Here is a 22139-nt window from a genome sequence, read left to right as displayed (position 1 = left end):
TACCCTGCCACGTCCCGATCGGGCAGCGTCAGGCGAACAGTGGTGGCATGGCGAAGACCATGACCGTCGACCACGCGACGTGCGTCAGGATCGGCGCGAGAATGCCGCCGGACGCCCGGCGTTCGAGTCCCAGCACGAAACCGAGGGTGATGGCGGCGAAGCCGAGCATCGGGTTGCCCGTGGCCAGAGTGGCAATGGTGTAGACGATCGTCGAGATGACGACCGGCCGCTTCACGCCGATGGCCGAGAACAGAGCGCCGCGGAAGAAGATCTCCTCGGCGACCCCGTTGAACAACGTGATGAAGACGATGAGCGCGAGCGGTCCGACGCGCGCGTGATCGAGGACGTTGGCCGTGAAGTCCCGCAGCGGCGGGATCTCCCGCACGACGAGTGCGCCGAGGATGAACACGCCACCTGCGGCCAGACCGATCGCGATCGGCGTGATGATCGGCCGCCGCAGGGTCCCGCGGAAGTTGATGCGACCGAGGTGCAGTGGCCCGGACAGGAACCCGCCGACGATCCACACCAATGCCAGCGCGATGGTCAGCGTGTAGAACATGGGGTCGCCGGGCTCGGTCGACAGCGACACTCCCAGCAGCGTCGCGCCCACGACGAGCACGACCGCCACGATGATGCGCCGCCGTAGGAAGGCGCGATCGGTCTCGTGATGGTCGCGGTCGACCTTGTCCACCAGCGCGTTGCGCACGATGGACTCGGCCCTCATCTGCCAGGACACCATGAAGTACTCCTCCGGCTCGTCGAACCTGTCGGTCGTGTCGGAACTTGCGGTCTGTGAACGAGAGACCGACTAGAACTTCAGAAGAGACCGTACCCGGGACGAGACCGCGGCAACCACGTCCAGATTGGTCCGAACGACCGGAGCGACGGGCCACGAGTAGAGCACCGCGCCGATGCCGAGTGCCTCGGCGAGCTTCCACCCGTCCTCGCTCAGCAGTTCGGCGCCGCGGCGGCGAATGCTGCGGACGTCGCCGCCGGTCCACTCCGCGTCCGAGGACACCAGGCGCAGCGAGTCGGGCGTCGTGGCCAGGCCGCGGGTGGCGCTCGCGCCGAGCAGGCTTCGGCGCATGGCGTCGTCGACGTCGGTGAGACCGCCCTCAGGCTCGGGGACGAACTCCGAGATGCGGTTCTCCGAGGCGGTCATCGAGTTCACGAGAGACTGCACCAGGTCGTCGGCGAGCAGTCCCGGAACCGGGATCAGTCGGCCGATCACGAGAGCCGCGAGCTTGGTCGGGATGCCCGGGGTGGGCACACCCAGACGATGCAGCTCGGCGGCGCGGACGTAGGCGAAGACGAGGTCCTTGTACGGAAGGATCTCGGGGCCCGCGATGTCGTACGCGTCGGCGGGCACGTCGGGTGACGCGCACGCGAGGAGATAGTGCACGACGTCGTCGACGGCGATCGGCTGCACCGGCTTGCTCAACCAGCTCGGGAGCGGCAGCACAGGCAGCCGGTCCGCGAGGTACCGGATCATCTCGAAGGACGTCGATCCGGCGCCGATGACGATGGCGGCGCGCAGCCACACCACCTCGATGCCGTCGATGGTGAGCGCCTCGCCCACCTCGGCGCGGCTCGCGAGGTGCTCGGACAGCTTCTCGCCCTCGGGGACGAAGCCACCGAGGTAGACGATGCGGCGGACACCCGCGGCGCGTGCCGCCTCGGCGAAGTGCCGGGCGGACGCGAGGTCGGTGGCCCGGTAGCCGGATTCTCCGATGGCGTGCACCAGGTAGTACGCGACGTCGATGTCCTCCGCGGACAGCGCCTCGGCGCACGAGTCGGCGTCGGTCACATCGAGTCGCACCGCCCGCACGTCGTCGTGCCAGTCGAAGGCGGTCAGCCTCTCCGGCGTGCGCGAGCCCACGACGACGCTCTCGTCGGCCGACACGAGCGCGTCGACGAGGCGAGAACCGATGTAGCCGCTGGCCCCGGTCACGAAAGCAGTCATGTTCTCGACATTACGGGTGCGGTGCGCTCGCATACCGCCGCGTGAGGGGCGTCACCGTGCAGACTGTGCTCATGGCCGACGTGGATCGACACCGAGCACCCGACAACGATCTGTCGGTGCGTACCGTCCGGCTGCCCGTACCGTCACTCGGCAACATGCTCGGACTCGCCCGCGGGACCGTTCTCTGGTCGCTCGACACCGTCGCGTTCGTCGCTCAGCTGCCCCGGCGGATCGACGACCTGTTCGTTCGTGTCGACGAGGTCATCGCCGCGATCGAGCGCATCACCGACCAGGCCCAGACGGTCATCGGCAAGGTCTCGGCCACCACCGAGGACGCGCAGGGCGTCATCGTCGGAGCGGAGTCCGCCTCGTCCAAGGCGCTGGCGATGATCTCCGAGCTCGAACCCATCACCGCGCGCGCGATCCCGCTGGGCCGCACCTTCGTGGACAACTTCTCCGAGGCCGAGGTGGAGGCGGCGGTGAAGCTCGTGGACCAGCTGCCGGAGCTGGTGCAGCGGATGGAGGGCATCATGCCGATCCTCGCGACGCTCGACACGGTCTCCCCCGAGATCCACGAACTGCTCGAGGTGACCAAGGACGTGCGCAAGGCCGTCATCGGAATCCCGGGGTTCAAGTTCTTCCGCAATCGCGGCGAGGAACGCCTGCACGACTGATCGTCGCGCCGCCACACCTCGCGAGTACGTCCAGAGTGCTGTGATCCCGGCCTTCTCAGCGACCTTATCGACGTACTCGCGGCGGGGTGGGACCACGCACGGCGACCGTGTCGGTGGGTCCGTGCACTATGGAGAGGTGAAGAACCCCACCGCTCCGTCGCCCGAGGACGTGCTCACGCGGTTCACGGCTCCGACGCGGGCGTGGTTCGACGGCGCCTTCCCCGCTCCCACCGCCGCTCAGCTCGGCGCGTGGGACTCCATCTCCAGCGGCGCGCACACCCTCGTCGTCGCCCCGACCGGCTCCGGCAAGACCCTGTCCGCGTTCCTGTGGGCGCTGGACAAGCTGGTGAGCCGTGATCCCGAGGACACGGCACCCGGCACCCGCGTGTTGTACGTCTCGCCGCTGAAGGCGCTCGCGGTGGACGTCGAGCGCAACCTGCGCGCTCCCCTGGTCGGCATCACGCAGACGGCCAAGCTGCAGGGAGTCGCGCCGCCGGAGATCTCGGTGGGCGTGCGCTCCGGCGACACCAGCCCCGCCGACCGTCGTCTGATGCTCAAGACGCCGCCGGACATCCTCATCACGACACCCGAATCGTTGTTCCTGATGCTGACGTCTGCAGCGCGAGAGTCACTCGAGCGCGTCGACACCGTCATCGTCGACGAGGTGCATGCCGTCGCCGGCACCAAACGCGGCGCGCACCTGGCGCTGTCGCTGGAGCGTCTCGACGCGAGGTTGGACAAGCCCGCTCAGCGCATCGGACTCTCCGCCACCGTCCGTCCGCACGAAGAGGTGGGACGCTTCCTCACCGGGTCCGCACCCATCAGCATCGTGTGCCCGCCGTCACCGAAGACGTTCGACCTCTCGGTGCGCGTTCCGGTGGAGGACATGACGGAACTCGGCACCACCGAGCCGCAGGAGGGGTCGGCCTCCGCCGCTCCGCAGCAGGGGTCCATCTGGCCGCATGTCGAGGCGCAGATCGTCGACCTCGTCCTGGAGCACCGGTCGTCCATCGTCTTCGCCAATTCTCGACGGCTCTCGGAGCGACTCACCGCGCGCCTCAACGAGATCTACGCCGAACGCCTCGGTGACGGTGCACCCGTCGACCACGCACCGCCGTCTCAGATCGGCGCCTCCGGTGACGTCGTCCACGGCGCCGAGCCGCTGCTGGCCCGCGCACACCACGGCAGCGTGAGCAAGGATCAGCGCGCGCTCATCGAGGACGACCTGAAGTCCGGCCGACTGAAATGCGTCGTCGCCACCAGCAGCCTCGAACTCGGTATCGACATGGGCGCAGTCGATCTGGTGGTGCAGGTCGAGGCGCCGCCGTCCGTGGCCAGCGGTCTGCAGCGTGTCGGTCGCGCCGGCCACCAGGTCGGCGAGATCTCCCGCGGCGTGCTGTTCCCGAAGCACCGCACCGACCTGATCCACTGCGCCGTGACCGTGCAGCGGATGACCGACGGGCACATCGAGGCGCTGAAGGTGCCGGCCAATCCCCTGGACATCCTCGCCCAGCACACGGTCGCCGCGTGCGCCCTCGAACCGATCGACGCCGACGAGTGGTTCGACATGGTCAGGCGCACCGGCAATTTCGGGTCGCTGCCCCGGTCCGCCTACGAGTCCACACTGGACCTGCTGTCGGGAAAGTACCCGTCGGACGAGTTCGCCGAGCTACGACCACGATTGGTGTGGGACCGTGACGGCGGGTCGCTCACCGGTCGCCCCGGCGCCCAGCGCCTGGCGGTCACCTCGGGCGGCGCCATCCCCGACCGCGGACTGTTCGGCGTCTTCATGGTCGGCGAGAAGGCCAGCCGCGTCGGCGAACTGGACGAGGAGATGGTCTACGAGTCGCGCGTCGGAGACGTCTTCGCCCTCGGTGCCACCAGTTGGCGCATCGAGGAGATCACCCACGATCGGGTTCTCGTCAGCCCGGCCTACGGGCAGCCCGGCCGACTGCCGTTCTGGCACGGCGACGGACTCGGTCGCCCGGCCGAACTGGGCGAGGCACTGGGCGCGTTCCTGCGCGAGTCGTCGGACGACGACGCGCTGCGCGGACGGCTGCAGGAGAGCGGGCTCGACGTCAACGCGGTGAACAACCTGTCCGCGCTGCTCACCGAGCAGCGCACGGCGACGGGCCACATGCCCACCGATCGCACGTTGGTGGTCGAGCGGTTCCGCGACGAGCTGGGCGACTGGCGTCTGGTGCTGCACTCCCCGTACGGCCAGCAGGTGCACGCACCGTGGGCCCTGGCCATCGGCGCGCGCCTCATCGAGCGGTACGGCATCGACTCGCAGCCCACGGCGTCCGACGACGGCATCATCGTGCGGCTCCCGGACACCGACGACGAGCCGCCGGGCCCGGACCTGTTCGTCTTCGAGAAGGACGAGATCACCGACATCGTCACCGAGCAGGTCGGTGGCTCCGCCCTGTTCGCGTCGCGGTTCCGCGAATGTGCCGCGCGCGCACTGCTTCTGCCCCGCCGCAATCCGGGCAAGCGAGCGCCGCTCTGGCAGCAGCGTCAACGCGCCGCGCAGCTTCTCGACGTGGCCAAGAAGTACCCCACGTTCCCCATCCTGCTCGAGACGGTGCGCGAGTGCCTGCAGGACGTGTACGACCTGCCCGCACTCGAGGACCTATGTGTGCGGATCGCGCGCCGCCAGATCCGCATCGTCGACGTCGAGACCGACTCCCCGTCACCGTTCGCCACCTCGTTGCTCTTCAGCTACGTCGGGCAGTTCATGTACGAGGGCGACTCCCCGCTCGCCGAACGTCGGGCTGCCGCACTGTCTCTCGACGCCTCGCTGCTGGCGGAGCTGCTCGGACGCGTCGAACTGCGCGACCTGCTCGACGGCGACGTCGTCACCGACACCGAGCTCGAACTGCAGCGCCTCGTCGACGACCGCAAGGCCCGCGACGCGGAGGGCGTGGCAGACCTGCTGCGCCTGCTCGGCCCGCTCACGACGGCGGAGATCGAGGCACGCATCGACTCGCCCGGCTCCGCAGCGCAGTGGGCCGGCGAGCTCACCGCGGCACGCCGCGCCCTCGAGGTCTCGTTCGCCGGGTCGCAGTGGTGGGTCGCCATCGAGGACGCCAGCAGACTGCGTGACGCGCTGGGTGTCCCGTTGCCCATCGGCACGCCCGCAGCCTTCATCGAGCCCGTCGAGGATCCGCTCGGCGATCTCGTGAGCCGCTACGCCCGCACCCACGGTCCGTTCTCGGTCGCGGACGTCGCCGGCCGCTTCGGCATCGGGTCGGCGGTCGCCCGTGACGTGCTGCTGCGCCTGGTCGCCCAGAAGCGGGTGGTGGAAGGTGAATTCCGGCCCGGCGGTTCCGGCAGCGAGTGGTGTGATGCCGAGGTGCTGCGCAGGCTCCGCCGGCGCTCGCTCGCCGCCGCACGCCAGGACGTCGAACCCGTGTCCACCGGCGTCCTCGGCCGCTTCCTCCCGCGCTGGCAACACGTCGGCGGCACCCTCCGCGGACTCGACGGCGTGGCCACGGTCATCGACCAGCTCGCCGGCGTCCCCGCGCCCGCCTCGGCCTGGGAATCGCTGATCCTGCCCCAGCGTGTCCGGGACTACTCCCCCGCGATGCTCGACGAGCTGACCGCCACCGGCGAAGTCGTGTGGTCCGGCCACGGCGCGATCTCCTCGAAGGACGGGTGGATCTGCCTCCATCCCGCCGACGCCGCCCCGGTGACGCTGCCGCCCGCCAAGGACGACGAACTGACGGATTTGCAGCAGACCGTGCTGCAGGTGCTCTCGGGCGGCGGCGCGTACTTCTTCCGACAGCTGTCCGACACCGTCGGGCAGCTGCACCAGACCGAGTCCGGCGCCCCGGCCGACGACACGACTCTGGTTGCGGCACTGTGGGATCTGGTGTGGACCGGGCACCTCACCAACGACACGTTCGCCCCGCTGCGAGCGCTGCTGCACGGCACCACCCGTTCGGCGCCGAGCCACCGCCCCGCGCGACGCTCGCCGCGGGCGCGGTCCTACCAGCGGTTCGCGCGACCCTCATTACCGACGCGCACGGGACCACCCTCCGCGGGTGGCCGGTGGGCCCTACTTCCGGAGGCCGAGTCGGACCCCACCATCCGGGCACACGCCACCTCGGACATCCTGCTCGAGCGCTACGGCGTCGTCACCCGAGGGTCCGTCATGAACGAGGGCGTCCCCGGCGGCTTCGGCGGTGTCTACAAGGTGCTCACCGGCTTCGAGGACAGCGGCCGGGCGCGACGCGGCTATTTCGTCGACTCGCTCGGCGGCGCCCAGTTCTCCACCTCGGACGTCGTCGACCGACTGCGCAGCGAGTCGGAACGTCCTGTCGGAGCCGTCGCACTCGCCGCGACCGATCCCGCCAACCCGTACGGCGCCGCACTGCCCTGGCCCAAGAGTCCTGTGGACGCGGCATCCGGGCACCGCCCCGGACGCAAGGCCGGTGCCCTCGTCGTCATGGTGGACGGCGAACTCGTGCTGTACGTCGAGCGCGGCGGCAAGACGGTGCTCACCTTCACCGAGGAGCGCGACGTACTCGTCACCGCGGCGTCAGCTCTCGTGTCGTTGGTGACCACCAGATCCGTCGACAAGCTGGTGATCGAACGCACCGACGGGAGCGACATCCACGGCTCCGTCTTCGCGACGATCCTCACCGAGGCGGGCTTCTCCGCGACGCCGCGTGGCCTGCGGATCAGGGCCTGATCCATGCCCGAAGGCGACACCGTCTGGCGCACGGCCAACAGTCTGCGCGACGCACTCGACGGCAAGGTCCTCACCACGTGTGATGTGCGCGTGCCGCGCTACGCCACGGTCGACTTCACCGGCGAGACAGTGGAATCGGTTCTGTCGGCGGGAAAACATCTCGTCATCGAGGTCGGCGGCAAGGTCATCCACTCCCATCTGAAGATGGAAGGTGCGTGGCACGTCTACCAGCCGGACACACCGTGGCGACGGCCCGCGTACCAAGCGCGCATCGTGCTCGGGACGAGTGACAGGGTCGCAGTCGGCTTCGAACTCGGTGTCGTCGAGATACTGGATACCGTCGAGGAGGCGGTCGGGTATCTCGGGCCGGATCTGCTGGGGCCCCTGTGGGATCCGGCGGAGGCCCTTGCGAATCTCGAAGCGGAGCCCGACAGGCCGATCGGTCTCGCTTTGCTCGACCAGCGCGTCATCGCCGGTCTCGGGAACGTCTACCGCAACGAGATCCTGTTCCTCCGCGGAGTGGACCCGCACACGCCGGTCTCCGCGGCGGGGAACCTGACGAAGATGATCGATCTGTCGCACCGCACGATCACGGCCAACAAGAACCGCAACGCTCGCACCTTCACCGGTGATCTCCGCGCGGGCCGGCACTTCTGGGTCTACGGCCGGGAAAACAAGCCGTGCCGCCGATGCGGAACGCGCATCCGCGAGGGGCTGCTCGGCGACAACCCGCTCGAAGAGCGGCAGATCTACTGGTGCCCGAGGTGCCAACCCGCTCCGTGAACCGACTGTCCGGTCACGGCTCGTGGGACACCTCCGGTGCACCCAGCCGCGCCGAGGCGTCGAGCATCGTCTCGGTCCGATCCCGGTGCGAGGTGGCCGGAGTCGTGGTGTCCGGCCAGTCCTCGATCTCGGCCAGCGCCCAGTCGCTCCACTCGACGATGTGCGAGAAATGTCCGACCATGAAGCGATTGGCGAGTGCCATCAGGTGCTGACGTTCCGGAAACGTCGCGACGGTGGTGTCTCGCAGCGTGACGGCGTGCCGCCCGAAGAGTCGGCGGGTGGCGTCGGCCTGCTCCCGCATCGTCCGCAGGTTGCCGCGCAGATCCTCGATGGAACCCTGCTCGGCGAACAGCACCCGCATCATGCCCTCGAACTCGAGGGCCGACGGGCGAGACTTCTCCGCCAACCATGCCGTCAGGGCTGCGCGCCCCTCGTCGGTGATCGAGTAGACGGTGCGGGGACGCGCGCCCACGGCATCGGCCCTCGCCGACACGAGACCGCGCTCGAGCAACTTCTTCGGCGCGTTGTAGTGCTGCCGTCCCGCCCGAGGCCACAGTTCGCCCACACCACGACTGAACAGTTCCGAGATGTCGTACGCGGTGAGGTCCCGCGACACCAACATGCCGAGCACGACGTAGGACGTCGTGGTGAGGTCGCCCTGAGCCACCGGTTCCACCTCTGGATTTCTCCCCCGGCAGCCAGCCTACTTGCCGGTGTCCTCCGCCACCTCGTCGATGTCGTCCGCTGTGTCCTCGGGGCCGGAAGACGGCCCGGACTGCTGCGGGTACAGGGCTTTCGCCAGCGACCCGGCCAGCGCCGCTGCCGGCGCACTCCCGTCCGTTCCGGGCGCCATGTTCGCCCAGACCACCATCGTCAGGTCGTTGACCGGGTCGTACCCCATGAAGGAGTTGTACCCGGGCATCTCGCCGATGTGGCCGAACATCGGACCCATCTGCGCGAGCCCGTAGCCGTACCCGGCAGAGGACGGGTTGTCGGGGTCGGTCGGCTGCACACTGTCCATCCGCAACGTCTGGGTGTCTGCGTCGAGCAGGTCGCCCCTGACCAGCGCCCGGACCCACGTGGCCAGATCGTTCGCCGTCGAGATGCCCTGACCGGCCGAGCTCGTCCACGACGGGTTGTCGTTCGTCGTGTCCCTCGGCTGGACCGAGCCGGCCTCGATCGCAGCGATCCGCTCCGGAGACAGCGCTTCCTTGCCCTCCCCGAGCGTCTCGACGTTGCCGCTGTAGCTGTACCCGCGGGTGAACGGCGCCGGGATGCTCGTGTCGGTGGTGGTGGGATACGACGTCCCCACCAGCGCCAGCGGACCGAAGAGCCTGTCCTGGAAGATCTGGGCAATGGGCTTGCCGTCGAGCTTCTCGGCGATCAGTCCGAGAAGCACCGTGTTGGTGTTGGAGTAGCTGTAACCCTCTCCCGGTGGGAAGTTCGGCGGATTGCTCAGCCCCAGTGCGACAAGCTCCTCGGCGGTCCACACCCGGCCGGGATCGGTGTCGAGTGCCTCGTTGAGCTCCACGGTCTGGGTGTAGCTGTAGAGCCCACTGCGCATGTCGAGCAACTGCCCGATCGTGATGGCATCGCCGTTCGGCACATCCGGCCGGAACGTGCTCACCGGATCGTCGACGGACAGCAACCCCTCCTGGACCATCTGCAGGATGACCGTGCCCGTCCACGTCTTCGTGTTCGACCCGATCCGCACCTTGGTGTCGAGAGTCGGGGCCTCCGACCGATCGGCCGCCACCGAACCCCAGGTCTTGACGTACTCACCGTCCGGCGTGGTGATCAGCACGACCATGCCGATCTCCCGCGACGTCGTGGCGACGTCCTCGACCATCGCGTCGAGAGCTGTGGGATCGAGTGGCAGGAGAGCCGATTCGGTCGCTGACGACGTGACCGGTGCCGGCGCCTCACCGCTGCCGGACGAGCAGCCCGCGACGAAGATCAAGGCAGAGGCCGTCGCGATACCGACGGAACGGGAGACAGTGCGAACAGTCATGAGCGTGTGAACCTTCCGAGTCCCTGCTTGTCGAGGTATTCGACCGCGAACGAGGCGGGAGCACCGTTCACGATCTCGAACGTGACTCCTGTCGGTCCGACCGCGTTCTCGCCGGACGTCTCGAAGAAGTAGGTGTCACCGTCGTAGTGGGTCAGGGGGTACGTCAGCCGGCCGTCTTTTCCGACGGTGAGCGTGAGCCGATCACCGTCCGCCGAGACCCGAGCCGGACCGTGGAACGGGCTGTCGAACGTTCCGACGTACTCGGTCGCGGGACGAGCAGGGGTCACTGAGGCCGGCGGTGTCGCATAGTCGATCGGCGACGCCTCCTCCTCTGCGATCCCGTCGAAGATCCCGGCGATCAACGGTGCCCAGTCGACGGTCTGCCGACCGTTCCTCACCTGGTCCATGAACTGCGCGGAAACAGTCTCCGAGCCCCCGACCGGTGCCGAGTTGGACAGGACGACGATGCCCAGCTGTTCACTCGGCAACATGAACACGGTGGTGCTCGCCCCGAGGGCGAACGCTCCGGAATGCGACAGCTCGACGCGCCCCTTGTCGTCCGTGCCCACGTTGAATCCCAACCCGTAGAACGAGTCTCGCGCGCCCTCCGTCCCGGACGCGCCCGACAGGGAGTGCGAGGTGTGCGTGTACTGCAGTGCGTCCGCGTCGACGATGCGACGCCCCTCGAACTCACCCCCGCCGAGTTCCATGCGGATCCACTTCGTCATGTCGTCGACGGACGAACTCGCTCCGCCGGCAGGTGACTGGTTGTCGGGCTCGCGGACGTACTTCGCTTCCCATTCGGTGGTCGAACCCTCGGCGAGCACGTGGTTCACCGCATGGTTGGGCGAGTTCGCCCAGTCCTCGAATCGCGACGAGGTGTCGGCCATGCCGAGGGGCTCGTAGATGCGACGACGAGACAGTTCAGGCCAGTCGGTGCCCTGTGCCTTCGCCGCGGCGTTGCCGGCGGCGGTGAACCCGAAGTTCGTGTACGCGTAGCTGTCCCGGAACGACGCCAGCGGGAGCTGGTCGAGTCGGCCCATGATGTCGTCGTAGTCGTACCCGAAATCCTCGAGGACGTCTCCGGCATGATCCGGCAGACCCGATCGGTGCGAGAGCAGATCGACGAACGTCGCGTGCTCGCTCACATACGGATCCGCCACCGCGAATTCGGGCTCGTACCTCCGCACGGGATCGGTCCAGTCGACCGCTCCGTCTCCGACCGAGGCAGCGATGACGCTGGACGCGACCGGCTTCGACACCGACGCGAGCTGGAACCGGGTGTGGGTGTCGACAGGCTCGTCGGTACCGACCTTCCGGACACCGAATCCGCGCGAGTACAGCACCTCGTCCTGGTACACGACGGCAGCCGCGACTCCCGGCGTCCCGGTTCGCGCCATCATCGCCTCGACGTACCCGTCGAGATCGCCGACGGCCGCGTCGACGTCTGCGCGGTCGATCTGGGCGGCAGGGACGGCCGGCGGGCTGTCCGCGAGTGGCTCCGGCGACGCCTCCTCCGAGCTGCATCCCGCTGCCACCAAGGCCAGCGTCAGTACCGTCGCAGCAATTCTCGCGGCCATCTCGTCTTCCCCGTTCGACGTGCCGAGTCCCCGTCCCACGAACAGGGGCTGGAGACCGATCGGTTCGAGACCCTACGCCGACTGTGTACTTTGCACCATGCAAGTTGCACCATCGACCACCGGACGGTCGTGTGTGCCGACAGCACTTCCCGGGTATGAGCCCCACACCGGACAAGAGGAATCGGCAGACGGAAGGAACCGACACATGTCGAAGGACGAGTTCAGCAAGGGCGACAAGGTCGAGTGGAAGACGCACGGCACCACGACCGAAGGCGAGGTGGTCGAGAAGATCACCTCCGAGACCGAAGCCGGTGGGCGCACGGTCAAGGCGTCGAAGGACGACCCGCAGTACCGAGTGGAGAGTGACAAGTCCGGCAAGGACGCGGTGCACAAGCCCTCCGCGCTCGATCCGAAGGACTGACCCACTCACGCCTGCTCGTCGACGCCGGCTCTCCTCCGCTTCACCTGGTAGAGGTCGGCGTCGGCGCGTGCGAGAACGCTTTCGTGCCGAACACCAGGTGGCTGGACGCCGTCGACGGACCGCATGCCGACACGATGCCAGGTTCGGCGGGAGTCGGAAAACCGGAGAGGGCTACCGCGCGTCGTGCGCCGCGGCCAGGCGTCCCACGGCCGCCCGCAGCTCGTCGTCGGTCGACGTCGCGAAGCAGACGCGCAACGCGGTACCGAGTTCGTCGCCACCGGCCGGATCGAAGGCGCGACCGGGAACGTACGCGACGCCGCGGTCCAGCGCTGCCGGCAGCAGCGCCGACGTGTCCGTGCCGTCGGTGAACTGCACCCACAGAAACATCCCGCCACGGGCCGCATCGACCTCGATCGCCGAACCAAGTTCGCTCCGCAGTGCTCCGACCAACACCTCCGCCCGTGCCGAGTAGACCGCACGTACGTCGTCCAGGTGCCGTCGCAGCCACGTCTCGTCCGCGAGCAGGTCCGCCGCGACCAGCTGCGTCAACGACGACCCGCACAGATCGGCGCTCTGCTTGATCCGCTCCACGGCGTCGCACACCGGTCGGGGCGCGGTGAGCCACCCGACGCGCAGGGACGGTGCCAGGATCTTGGACGCCGAGCCCAGACGGATCACCCGATCGGACGCGATGGGGCCCGGCGGGGGTGCGTTGAACCACACGTCGCCGTAGGGATCGTCGTCGACGACCCAGAAGCCGTACCGTTCCGCGAGGTCGACGAGGGCGCGGCGACGCCCGACCGACAGCACTCCCCCTCGAGGATTGTGGAAGTTGCTGACGGTGTGCACGACACGAGGATGCACGCCCGACACCAGCAGTCGCTCGAGGGCATCGGTGTCGGTGCCGTCCGCATCGACCGGAACCGACTCGATACGGGCACCGACGGCCTGGAACGCTTGCAGCGCACCGGGATACACCGGCCGATCGACCACGACCACGTCGCCGGGATCGACGAGCACGGACGCGAGCAGGCTGAGCGCCTGCTGGGAGCCGTGCGTCACCACCACCGAGGCTGGCGACACCTCGTCGTGGACCAGCGCCGACTCCCGTGCGGCGATCACGTCGCGGAGCCGCCGCACCCCCGTGGTCTCCGCGTACTGCAGGGCGGCGGTGGAGTCGCCCAGTATCCGATGCGCGACGTCGCGAATAGTGCTGTGCGGCATGACGTCCGGCGACGGAAGACCGCCGGCGAGGGACAGTATGTCCGGCCGGGCGGTCAGCGTCAGCAGGTCACGGATCGCTGATCCGGTGATCGCCGAGGCGCGGACGGACAGGGGTGGCAGAACAAAGGACGACATGGATTCTCCGAGCATCGTGGGACACGAGGCGTCGCGGCGCGCTCACCGGGGTGGGCTCGGAGTCGGTCGTGACGAGAACGGTGCCGCGGGTGGGGCACCGTTCTCCTAGCGTAGCGCGGCTTTTCACACAGTGGAACCATTGTCTCACAGTGTGGGATACAGTCGAGCGAGGGTGTCAGTCCAGATCGTCGTGGCGCATGAGCTGGCGCGCCGCCTCGGTGATCGACCCCGTCAGAGACGGGTAGACCGAGAAGGTGGCGGCGAGATCGTTCACCGTCAGGTTGTTCTGCACAGCGATGGCGATGGGGAGAATCAGCTCGGACGCGGTGGGAGCGACGACCACTCCGCCGATGACCACACCCGTCGCGGGACGGCAGAAGATCTTGACGAAGCCGCGACGCAGGCCGGACATCTTGGCGCGGGGGTTCGTGTTCAGCGGCAGCATGACCGTGCGCGCGGGGACGTCCCCGTTGTCGATGGCGGACTGGTCGACACCCACCGTGGCGATCTCGGGTCGCGTGAACACGGCGGAGGCGACCGTCTTGAGCTTGATGGGGCTGACGCCCTCGCCCAGCGCGTGGTACATCGCGATGCGGCCCTGCATGGCGGCGACGGAGGCCAGTGGCAGCAGGCCCGTGCAGTCGCCCGCCGCGTAGATGCCGGGCACGCGGGTACGCGAGACCCGGTCCACGCGAAGGTAACCGCCGCGGTCGAGCTCGATGCCGACGCTCTCGAGGCCGAGGTTCTGCGTGTTCGGGACGGAGCCGACCGTCATCAGCGCATGCGAACCCTCGACGGTCTTGCCGTCGGACATCGTCACGACGATGCCGTCGGCGGTGCGGGTCACCGAGTCCGCGCGTGCGTTCTTGATCAACGTGACACCACGCTCGGACAGGACGTCCTCGAGCACGAGTGCCGCGTCGGCGTCCTCACCGGGAAGGACGCGGTCGCGACTGGACACGACGGTGACCTTGACGCCCATCTCGGTGTACGCGGAGACGAACTCGGCTCCGGTCACGCCGGACCCGACCACGATGAGGTGGGTGGGCAGGGAGTCGAGGTCGTAGAGCTGACGCCACGTCAGGATGCGCTCACCGTCGGGCTCGGCGCCGGGCAGGATGCGCGGGCTCGCACCGGTCGCGATGAGCACGACCTCGGCGTCGATCTCCTGCGTCGACCCGTCCGCCAGGGTGGCCTCCACCTGGTGGGCGGCCAGGCCGGGCTGCGTGTCCACCACCTTCGCCGTTCCCGACAGCACGGTCACGCCGACCGTCTGCAGACGGGCGCGGATATCGGAGGATTGAGCCTGCGCAAGGGATTTCACGCGGTTGTGGATCTGCGGCAGGTCGATGGTGGCCGAGGTCGGGTCGAGCTCGATACCGAGGTCGGACGCGCGACGCATGTCGGTGCGGATGCCGGTCGAGGCGATGAAGGTCTTGGACGGAACACAGTCCCAGAGGACGCAGGCGCCGCCCACTCCGTCGGAGTCGATGAGCGTCACCGTCCCGCCGTGCTGGGAGGCGACCAGAGCGGCCTCGTATCCGGCCGGTCCGCCTCCGATGATCACGATGCGGGTCATTCGTCCTCCGTTGCGGGTTTTCGGGAGAGTCCTGGCGAGTGAGGGTTGCTCACAGCATCAAACCTATTCCACGGGGTGCCGCGGCTGCACGTCAGGCCGAGCCCATATCGGTGGGCACCTCGATCCGCGCGAATCGGGTACGACGGTTTAGGCTGACCGCCGTGCCGATCTATGCCGCTTACGGCTCCAACATGCACCCCGAGCAGATGCTCGAGCGGTGCCCCCACTCCCCTGCGGCCGGAACCGGGTGGTTGCCGGGGTGGCGTCTGACCTTCGGCGGCGGCGACATCGGCTGGGAGGGCGCGCTCGCGACCGTCGTGGAGGACCCCGACTCGAAGGTGTTCGTCGTGCTCTACGACGTCTCACCGGAGGACGAGGAGAGCCTCGACCGGTGGGAGGGTTCCGAGCTCGGCATCCACCGCAAGATCCGCCTCCGCGTCGAGACGGACGACGAACCCGTCCTGGCGTGGCTCTACGTGCTCGACGCCTACGAGGGTGGGCTGCCCTCGGCGCGCTATCTCGGCGTCATGGCCGAGGCCGCGGAGATCGCCGGCGCCCCGGCCGACTACGTGCGCGACCTGCGCACCCGCAACAGCCGCAACGTCGGCCCCGGGACCTCGTCGCTCTGATCCCCGGGCAGCTCTGATTCTCAGGCGACGGGGTCGTCGCCGAGTCCCAGCGCCAGTGCCGTCATCGTGCGGACACCGACGGCCAGCGCACGCTCGTCCAGGTCGAACGTCGGCTGATGGATGTCGAGCTGGGGTCCGACGCCCGACCACACGCCGAGACGGGCCATCGCGCCCGGCACGTGCTCCAGGTACCACGAGAAGTCCTCGCCGCCGCCGGACTGTGCGGTGTCGGCCAGGGCGTCCGGGCCCAGCGAGCGGATGGCCGCCTCGAAGCGCCGGGTGGCGTGTTCGTCGTTGACCACCGGCGGCACGCCGCGGCGGTAGTGCACCTCGTACTTCACACCGGTGGGCGCGAGCACGCCGGCGACGATCTCCTGCACCAGCGGCTCGAGCAGTGCCCACGTCTCGTGGTCGCCCGTCCGGACCGTGCCCGTGAGCATCCCCTTCTGCGGGATGGCGTTCGGGGCCTGACCTGCGACGACTGCGCCCCACACCATGACGGTGCTGGTGCGCGGGTCGACGCGGCGGCTCAGCAGTCCCGGCAGACCGGTGATGACCGTGCCCAGCGCGTACACCAGGTCGGACGTCAGGTGCGGACGGGAGGTGTGTCCGCCGGCCGAGTCCAACCGCAGTTCCACGGTGTCCGCCGCGGAGGTGATCGCGCCCACGCGGATGCCGACGCGTCCGACCTCGAGACGGGGATCGCAGTGCAGTGCGTAGATCTGCGACACGCTCTCCAGCGCGCCCGCGGCCACCATGTCGAGAGCGCCCCCGGGCATGACTTCCTCGGCGGGCTGGAAGATCAGCCGGACGCCGTGCGGCAGCGAGTCGAGTGAGGCCAGCGCCAGCCCGGTCGCCAGCAGAACCGTCGTGTGGGCGTCGTGTCCGCAGGCATGGGACACGCCCGGGACCGTCGACGAGTACTCGGCGCCGGTGAACTCCGTCAGGGGCAGCGCGTCCATGTCGGCCCGGAGAGCGACGCGCGGACCGGCGGGGCCGATGTCGCAGATGACGCCGCTGCCACTGGGAAGCACCACCGGGGACAGTCCCGCGGCGGTGAGGGTCTCGGCGACGAACTTGGTCGTCTCGAATTCCTGCCTGGCCAGCTCGGGGTGCATGTGGATCCGTCGACGCCACGTCACGAGATCCGCCCCGTGTGCTGCGATCCAGGCGTCGGCCGGATTCATCGTCGTACCGTCCTCTCGTGTGTGCCCTCGACGAGTCGAGAGCGTTGCTGTGGGTCGGTGGCCGCCGCGACGGCCACCCGAGCGAGGGCGCGGGCCCCGTCGACGACGGCGCGGTCGGCCGACTCGGTGATGCACGCCGTGGTGAAACCCGGCTGGTGAGTGACCGCGCCGCCGGAATCGAGACCGATCACCGGATGGATGCCCGGGATGCGCGCGGTGACGTTGCCCATGTCCGTGCTGCCGAACGGGCGCGAGGTCTCGAACTCCTCGGGAACCAGTGCGCGACCGAGAGTGGCTGCGGCACGACGGTATTCGGCCACCAGCCAGGGATCGGGGGTGAGTTCGGTGTAGGTCGGGGACACGGTGACGATCTCGTGGGTGCACCCGGTGGCCACCGCTCCGGCCTCGAAACATCCCCGCGCGCGGCGATCGAGATCGGCGAGTGCCTCCGCAGTGTCCGCGCGCAGGTAGTAGAACATCTCCGCCGATCCTGGGACGATGTTCGGGGCGGTGCCGGCGTGACCGACGATGCCGTGGATCTGCTGACCGGGGCGCAGATGCTGGCGCAACAGGCCGACACCGACCTGCGCGACGGTGACGGCGTCGCCCGCGTTGATGCCCCACTCGGGCGCCGCGGAGGCGTGCGCTTCACGCCCTGCGTATCGAACGGCGATGTCCGACAGCGCGAGTGAGCGCGCGGCGGCGATGTCGAACGGACCGGGGTGCACCATCATTGCCAGCGAGACGTCGTCGAACACCCCGGCGTCGAGCATGAGGACCTTGCCGCCGCCGGACTCCTCGGCCGGGGTGCCGAGCACCCGGACGGTCAGCCCCAGCTCGTCGGCGACCGACGCGAGGGCCAGCCCCGCACCGACCGCCGACGCCGCGATGATGTTGTGTCCACAGGCGTGGCCGATCTCCGGCAGTGCGTCGTACTCGGCGCACACGGCGACCACCAGCTCGCCCGAACCGTAGGTCGCGTCGAATGCCGTCGGCAGGCCCGCGACGCCCCGCCGCACCTCGAATCCGCCACCTGCGAGCAGATCGGCCGTCGCCGCCGACGCGAAGTGCTCCTCGAAGGCCAGTTCCGGACGCGCGTGTACGGCATGCGACAGGGCGACGAGATCGCCGGTCGCGGCGTCGAGAACGGAATCGAGGGTCGAGGACACGGGACTCAGTGTGTCACTGCCCCAGTGAGAAGGTGCTCTCCGCCGTGGGGACGGACAGCGCGGCGAGGGTGCGCACGTGGATGCTGTCCTTGATGGACGTGAGGTTGGCGCCGCGGGTGGACACCCGTTCGGCCGCCTGCGCCACCGCGGTGGTCAGCAGCTCGTCCTCGCCGGCGACGGCCTGCACGATGCCGAACTCGAGAGCGTCCGCGCCGCCGTAGCGACGGCCGGTGGTCATCGCGTCGATCATGGTCCGACTCGGCAGGCGCTCGGCCAGCAGCGTCGACATGCCCTCGGTGAACGGCATGCCGAGGTTCACCTCGGGAAGGCAGAAGAAGCCCCGGTCCGCGCGCATGACGGACGTGTCGTGGCACAGGGCGAGCATCGCGCCGGCGCCGAAGGCATGGCCCTGTACGGCGGCGACCGTGGCCATCGGGAAGCGCAGCAGCCGGGTGTAGACGGTGTGCACCAGGTCGAGGTACTCCGGAATGGAGTCCGCGTGGCTGAACAGGTAGTCGGTGTCCAGGCCGTTCGAGTAGAACTTGCCGCCGCCGACGGTCACCAACGCGGCCGGACCCTCCGACGCCTCGGCCTCGTCGAGGAGCGTGTGCACCTGCTCGATCCACTCCGGGTGGAAGCGGTTCTCCGGGTTGACGCCGTCGGCGTGGGCGAGGCTGAGGACGAAGACGTCTCCGTGGCGATCGAGTGAAGGCATGGACGGATGGTACTCGTCGGTAACCAGACCCCGATCGACGCCGGCGACGCTCGGTTGCGCGGGACCGATTTCCGGAGGACCGTGCAGTCATGGCTCTCGCGGCGATCCTCCAGCTCGGTGTGATCGTGCTGCTCGCGGCCCTCTCCGCGATGCTCTTGTTCGTCGGAGCGTTCGGATCGGGCGCCGTGATCGCCTCGGCCGCGTCTGTGTGGTTCTGGCGTCTCTACCGAGCCCACACCTGACACTCCGCCGTCTCGCCTGCCGCAGCGAACACCCGCCCGCGGCGATAGGGTCGGACGTGTGAGCACTCCCCCCGTACCGGCCGACTCGGAGAACGCACTCGTCGATCCCGAGACCGATCCCACCGGAGCCGCGGAGGCGGCCGCCGCCGCCCTGGCCCGGATCACCGGCATCGCCGAGCATCCCGTGGCAGTGGTCCTCGGATCCGGGTGGCAGAAGGCCGCGGAGCAGTTCGGCACACCCCAGCACATCGTTCCCATGTCCTCGCTGCCCGGCTTCGCCGCACCGAAGGCGCTGGGCCACTCCAACGCCATGTGGTCCGTGGACGTCGAGGGCACACAGGTCCTGATCCTGCTCGGGCGCACCCACGCGTACGAGGGACATCATCTCGGCCGCGTGGTCCATCCCGTCCGCACGGCGGCCGCCGCCGGCGCTCGCACCATCGTCCTGACCAACGCGGCGGGCGGCATCCGTGAGGGCATGGCTGTCGGCGATCCCGTGCTGATCTCCGACCACCTCAACCTGACGGCGCGGTCACCGCTGATCGGCGCCCAGTTCGTCGATCTGGTCGACGCGTACTCGGCCGACCTGCGCGAGGTGGCCCGAGGAATCGACCCGAGCCTGACCGACGGCGTCTACGCCGGACTGCCCGGCCCGCACTACGAGACGCCCGCCGAGATCCGCATGCTCCGCACACTGGGCGCCGACCTCGTCGGCATGTCGACGGTGCACGAGACCATCGCGGCTCGGGGTGCGGGTGCCCGCGTCCTCGGCATCTCGCTGGTGACCAACCTCGCGGCCGGAATGACCGGGGAGCACCTCGACGGCGACGAGGTGATCGCCGCCGGCGCCGCCTCGGCCGAACGGATGGGAACTCTGCTGCGCCGATTGGTCCCGCAACTGTGACGGACCCGGGCGCCGTCGTCCGGCAGTGGATCGAGGACGATCCGGATCCCGCGACGCAGGCGGAACTGCGCGACCTCGACTCGAGCGAGGTCGCCGAACGATTCGCCGGTGCGCTCACCTTCGGCACCGCGGGTCTGCGCGGACCCGTGCAGGCCGGGCCCGGTGGCATGAATGTCGCCGTCGTCACGAGGGCCACACACGGTGTGGCGCAGTATCTCTCGCGTCATCACGCGGCCGGCTCCGAGGTGGTGGTGGGCCGGGACGCCCGACACGGCTCCGCGGAGTTCGCCGTCGCCGCGGCCGAGGTCCTGGCCGCGGCGGGCTTCCGCGTCACCCTGCTCCCGGATCCGGCGCCGACCCCGGTGCTCGCGTTCGCCACGAGGTCACGCGGCGCCGTCGCCGGCATTCAGATCACCGCTTCGCACAATCCCGCGGCCGACAACGGCTACAAGGTCTACCTCGACGGCGGCGCCCAGTTGGTGTCGCCCGCCGACCGGGAGATCGAGGAGTTCATCCGGCAGGCGCCGGGTGCGTCCTCGATCGCACGCACCGCCGTCACGCCCACCGCGGACCCCGTGATCGAGCAGTACCTCGACCGGGTGGCACAGCGCGTTCCCGAGCGGCCGTCGCACTCAACCCTCCGTGTGGCACTCACTCCGATGCACGGGGTCGGCGGGCCCGTGGCCGTGGAGGCGTTGCGCCGCAGCGGTGTCACCGACGTCCACATCGTGACGTCGCAGTTCGACGCCGACCCGGACTTTCCCACCGTCACCTTTCCCAACCCCGAGGAGCCGGGCGCGGCGGACCAGGTGCTGGCGCTTGCCGCCGAGGTCGACGCGGCACTGGCCATCGCTCTGGACCCGGACGCGGACCGGTGCGCGATCGGTGTGCGCGGGCCGAACGGTGTCCGCATGCTCACCGGCGACGAGACGGGAGCGGTGATCGCGGACCACATCCTGCGGTCGGCGCCGCCGGGATCACTCGTGGCGAGCACCATCGTGTCGTCGAGCCTGCTCTCGGCGCTCGCGCCCGCCCGCGGCGCCCGCTACCGGCGCACGCTCACCGGCTTCAAGTGGCTCGTGCGCGCCGGCGACGGCCTGGTGTACGCCTACGAGGAGGCGATCGGACATTGCGTCGACCCGGACGCGGTGCGAGACAAGGACGGCATCTCGGCTGCCGTGCTGCTCGCACACATCGCGGCCGACCTGGCCGAGGAGGGACGCACCATCCTCGACGTCCTCGACGATCTCGACCGCGAGTTCGGAGCGCGCGTGGGCACCCAGGTGTCGCGGCGCGTCACCGACCTCTCGGAGATCGGCGACATGATGACGCGCCTGCGTTCCGCCCCACCGACGACGTTGGCGGGTGCGACGGTGACCGTACGCGACCTGAACACCCCCGACGCCGAACTCCGCACCGATGCAGTGGAACTGACCAGCGAACGGTTCCGCGTCATCGTTCGGCCGTCGGGAACCGAACCGAAGCTGAAGGCCTACCTGGAAGTGGTCGAACCGGTGGCGACGGCGGAGGATCTGGCGCCGGCCAGGACACGCGCGGCCGACACGCTCGAGTCCCTGGCCGACTTCGCCCGCTCGCTCTAGCGGGGACCGAACTGGCGGTCCCCGGCGTCACCGAGGCCCGGCACGATGTACGCGTTCTCGTTCAGACCCTCGTCGATGCTGGCGGTGACGAGGCGCACGGGCAGTCCCGACGACGCGAGTGCCTGCACTCCCTCGGGGGCGGCCACGACGCAGATGCACGTGACGTCGTCCGCGCCGCGCTGCACCAGCAGCTCGATGGTGTGGACCATCGACCCGCCCGTGGCGAGCATCGGGTCGAGGACGTACACCGGGTAACCGGCCAGGTCGTCGGGCAGCGATTCCATGTACGGCACCGGCTGATGTGTCTTCTCGTCGCGCGCGATGCCGACGAAGCCCATCCGCGACTGCGGGATCAGCGAACTGGCCTTCTCCACCATGCCCAGGCCCGCGCGCAACACCGGCACCAGCAGCGGCGGCGACTTCAGGCGCGTCCCGGTGGTCACCGCGACCGGCGTCGTGACGTCGAACTCGACCACGGGCGCGTCGCGCAGCGCCTCGTAGACCAGCATCTGCGTCAGCTGGCGCAGTGCGGATCGGAACGCGGGGTTGTCCGTCGACTGGTCGCGCATCTGGGTCAGCAGCGCGGACGCGAGGGGGTGGTCGAGTACGCGGGTGTCCATGTCGGG

19 protein-coding genes are annotated in these 22139 nt (G+C 69.3%); 8 read left to right on the top strand and 11 right to left on the bottom strand.

From position 1 onward, the window contains the following. Positions 1-28 precede the first annotated feature (28 nt). Positions 29-739 carry a CPBP family intramembrane glutamic endopeptidase gene (locus ASG69_RS13920; RefSeq protein WP_056447710.1) on the bottom strand — a complete coding sequence of 237 codons (711 nt, stop codon included), beginning with the start codon at positions 737-739 and terminating at the stop codon, positions 29-31. Positions 740-808: 69 nt separating this feature from the next. Then, positions 809-1963: an NAD(P)H-binding protein gene (locus tag ASG69_RS13915; RefSeq protein ID WP_056447708.1), complete on the bottom strand. Its 1155-nt coding sequence runs from the start codon at positions 1961-1963 to the stop codon at positions 809-811. 71 nt (positions 1964-2034) lie between these two features. Here ASG69_RS13915 and ASG69_RS13910 point away from each other — a divergent pair, with 71 nt between their 5' ends. The 3 genes from ASG69_RS13910 to ASG69_RS13900 all read left to right on the top strand — a co-directional run bounded on the left by ASG69_RS13910 (position 2035) and on the right by ASG69_RS13900 (position 8116). Next, positions 2035-2637: a hypothetical protein gene (locus ASG69_RS13910; RefSeq protein WP_082544656.1), complete on the top strand. Its 603-nt coding sequence runs from the start codon at positions 2035-2037 to the stop codon at positions 2635-2637. Between the two features lie 136 nt (positions 2638-2773). Then, complete coding sequence (locus tag ASG69_RS13905; RefSeq protein WP_056447707.1) at positions 2774-7333, top strand: ATP-dependent helicase; 4560 nt, start codon at positions 2774-2776, stop codon at positions 7331-7333. 3 nt (positions 7334-7336) lie between these two features. Continuing rightward, positions 7337-8116 (top strand): DNA-formamidopyrimidine glycosylase family protein, encoded by a 780-nt coding sequence (locus ASG69_RS13900; RefSeq protein WP_056447705.1) that lies wholly within the window; start codon positions 7337-7339, stop codon positions 8114-8116. A 13-nt stretch (positions 8117-8129) separates the two neighbouring features. On the opposite strand, the gene ASG69_RS13895 is transcribed toward ASG69_RS13900, so the two are convergent. From ASG69_RS13895 to ASG69_RS13885, 3 genes are read right to left on the bottom strand one after another with little or no spacing between them, the layout of a single operon-like run. Further along, positions 8130-8783 (bottom strand): PadR family transcriptional regulator, encoded by a 654-nt coding sequence (locus ASG69_RS13895; RefSeq protein WP_056448019.1) that lies wholly within the window; start codon positions 8781-8783, stop codon positions 8130-8132. Positions 8784-8819: 36 nt separating this feature from the next. Next, entirely contained in the window at positions 8820-10127 is a 1308-nt protein-coding gene (locus ASG69_RS13890) for a serine hydrolase domain-containing protein (RefSeq protein ID WP_056447703.1), read from the bottom strand. After that, the gene (locus ASG69_RS13885) at positions 10124-11707 is read right to left on the bottom strand and encodes a serine hydrolase (RefSeq protein WP_056448016.1); all 1584 of its coding nucleotides are present in this window, start codon (positions 11705-11707) and stop codon (positions 10124-10126) included. Before ASG69_RS13885 ends, ASG69_RS13890 begins: the two co-directional genes overlap by 4 nt. Positions 11708-11912: 205 nt before the next feature. On the opposite strand from ASG69_RS13885, the gene ASG69_RS13880 reads away from it, so the two are divergent. Next, complete coding sequence (locus ASG69_RS13880) at positions 11913-12128, top strand: DUF2945 domain-containing protein (RefSeq protein WP_027503699.1); 216 nt, start codon at positions 11913-11915, stop codon at positions 12126-12128. A gap of 171 nt (positions 12129-12299) precedes the next feature. Here ASG69_RS13880 and ASG69_RS13875 read toward each other — a convergent pair whose 3' ends face one another. After that, on the bottom strand, positions 12300-13487 hold the full coding sequence (locus tag ASG69_RS13875; protein ID WP_056447701.1) for an aminotransferase-like domain-containing protein: 1188 nt from the start codon (positions 13485-13487) through the stop codon (positions 12300-12302). A gap of 175 nt (positions 13488-13662) precedes the next feature. Then, positions 13663-15066: an NAD(P)H-quinone dehydrogenase gene (locus ASG69_RS13870; RefSeq protein ID WP_056447698.1), complete on the bottom strand. Its 1404-nt coding sequence runs from the start codon at positions 15064-15066 to the stop codon at positions 13663-13665. 161 nt (positions 15067-15227) lie between these two features. Here ASG69_RS13870 and ASG69_RS13865 point away from each other — a divergent pair, with 161 nt between their 5' ends. Continuing rightward, positions 15228-15695, top strand: coding sequence for a gamma-glutamylcyclotransferase (locus ASG69_RS13865; protein ID WP_027503702.1), 468 nt, complete (start codon positions 15228-15230; stop codon positions 15693-15695). 20 nt (positions 15696-15715) lie between these two features. On the opposite strand, the gene ASG69_RS13860 is transcribed toward ASG69_RS13865, so the two are convergent. The 3 genes from ASG69_RS13860 to ASG69_RS13850 are packed head-to-tail and all read right to left on the bottom strand — an operon-like array spanning position 15716 to position 18766. After that, a complete protein-coding gene (locus ASG69_RS13860; protein ID WP_027503703.1) occupies positions 15716-16882 on the bottom strand; it encodes a M20 family metallopeptidase in 1167 nt (388 codons plus the stop codon). After that, complete coding sequence (locus ASG69_RS13855) at positions 16879-18051, bottom strand: M20 family metallopeptidase (protein WP_056447696.1); 1173 nt, start codon at positions 18049-18051, stop codon at positions 16879-16881. The genes ASG69_RS13860 and ASG69_RS13855 overlap by 4 nt, the downstream gene beginning before the upstream one ends. Before the next feature lie 13 nt (positions 18052-18064). Next, entirely contained in the window at positions 18065-18766 is a 702-nt protein-coding gene (locus tag ASG69_RS13850; protein WP_027503705.1) for an enoyl-CoA hydratase/isomerase family protein, read from the bottom strand. Positions 18767-18855: 89 nt separating this feature from the next. Between ASG69_RS13850 and ASG69_RS22865 the strand changes: the two genes are divergently transcribed. The 3 genes from ASG69_RS22865 to ASG69_RS13840 are packed head-to-tail and all read left to right on the top strand — an operon-like array spanning position 18856 to position 21513. Continuing rightward, the gene (locus ASG69_RS22865) at positions 18856-19008 is read left to right on the top strand and encodes a hypothetical protein (RefSeq protein WP_197027699.1); all 153 of its coding nucleotides are present in this window, start codon (positions 18856-18858) and stop codon (positions 19006-19008) included. A 16-nt stretch (positions 19009-19024) separates the two neighbouring features. Continuing rightward, positions 19025-19912 carry a purine-nucleoside phosphorylase gene (locus ASG69_RS13845; protein WP_373425290.1) on the top strand — a complete coding sequence of 296 codons (888 nt, stop codon included), beginning with the start codon at positions 19025-19027 and terminating at the stop codon, positions 19910-19912. Beyond that, positions 19909-21513, top strand: a complete 1605-nt coding sequence (locus ASG69_RS13840) for a phospho-sugar mutase (RefSeq protein ID WP_056447695.1) — start codon at positions 19909-19911, stop codon at positions 21511-21513. The genes ASG69_RS13845 and ASG69_RS13840 overlap by 4 nt, the downstream gene beginning before the upstream one ends. Here the strand turns inward: ASG69_RS13840 and upp are convergent. Further along, complete coding sequence (gene upp, locus ASG69_RS13835; protein WP_056448013.1) at positions 21510-22133, bottom strand: uracil phosphoribosyltransferase; 624 nt, start codon at positions 22131-22133, stop codon at positions 21510-21512. The two genes, ASG69_RS13840 and upp, sit on opposite strands and share 4 nt — an antisense overlap. Between the last annotated feature and the right edge of the window lie 6 nt (positions 22134-22139).

The sequence above is a fragment of the Rhodococcus sp. Leaf225 genome, assembly GCF_001426145.1.
In the GTDB taxonomy this organism is placed as follows: domain Bacteria; phylum Actinomycetota; class Actinomycetes; order Mycobacteriales; family Mycobacteriaceae; genus Rhodococcoides.
Note: the sequence above shows the minus strand (reverse complement) of the source record. Positions and strands in the feature narration are given on the sequence as shown.

Bases quoted from the DNA above. Each gene is read 5' to 3' on its own strand.
- ASG69_RS13920 (WP_056447710.1), bottom strand. From the start codon at position 739: ATGGTGTCCTGGCAGATGAGGGCCGAGTCCATCGTGCGCAACGCGCTG.
- ASG69_RS13915 (WP_056447708.1), bottom strand. From the start codon at position 1,963: ATGACTGCTTTCGTGACCGGGGCCAGCGGCTACATCGGTTCTCGCCTC.
- ASG69_RS13910 (WP_082544656.1), top strand. From the start codon at position 2,035: ATGGCCGACGTGGATCGACACCGAGCACCCGACAACGATCTGTCGGTG.
- ASG69_RS13900 (WP_056447705.1), top strand. From the start codon at position 7,337: ATGCCCGAAGGCGACACCGTCTGGCGCACGGCCAACAGTCTGCGCGAC.
- ASG69_RS13890 (WP_056447703.1), bottom strand. From the start codon at position 10,127: ATGACTGTTCGCACTGTCTCCCGTTCCGTCGGTATCGCGACGGCCTCT.
- ASG69_RS13885 (WP_056448016.1), bottom strand. From the start codon at position 11,707: ATGGCCGCGAGAATTGCTGCGACGGTACTGACGCTGGCCTTGGTGGCA.
- ASG69_RS13880 (WP_027503699.1), top strand. From the start codon at position 11,913: ATGTCGAAGGACGAGTTCAGCAAGGGCGACAAGGTCGAGTGGAAGACG.
- ASG69_RS13875 (WP_056447701.1), bottom strand. From the start codon at position 13,487: ATGTCGTCCTTTGTTCTGCCACCCCTGTCCGTCCGCGCCTCGGCGATC.
- ASG69_RS13870 (WP_056447698.1), bottom strand. From the start codon at position 15,066: ATGACCCGCATCGTGATCATCGGAGGCGGACCGGCCGGATACGAGGCC.
- ASG69_RS13860 (WP_027503703.1), bottom strand. From the start codon at position 16,882: ATGAATCCGGCCGACGCCTGGATCGCAGCACACGGGGCGGATCTCGTG.
- ASG69_RS13850 (WP_027503705.1), bottom strand. From the start codon at position 18,766: ATGCCTTCACTCGATCGCCACGGAGACGTCTTCGTCCTCAGCCTCGCC.
- ASG69_RS22865 (WP_197027699.1), top strand. From the start codon at position 18,856: ATGGCTCTCGCGGCGATCCTCCAGCTCGGTGTGATCGTGCTGCTCGCG.
- upp (WP_056448013.1), bottom strand. From the start codon at position 22,133: ATGGACACCCGCGTACTCGACCACCCCCTCGCGTCCGCGCTGCTGACC.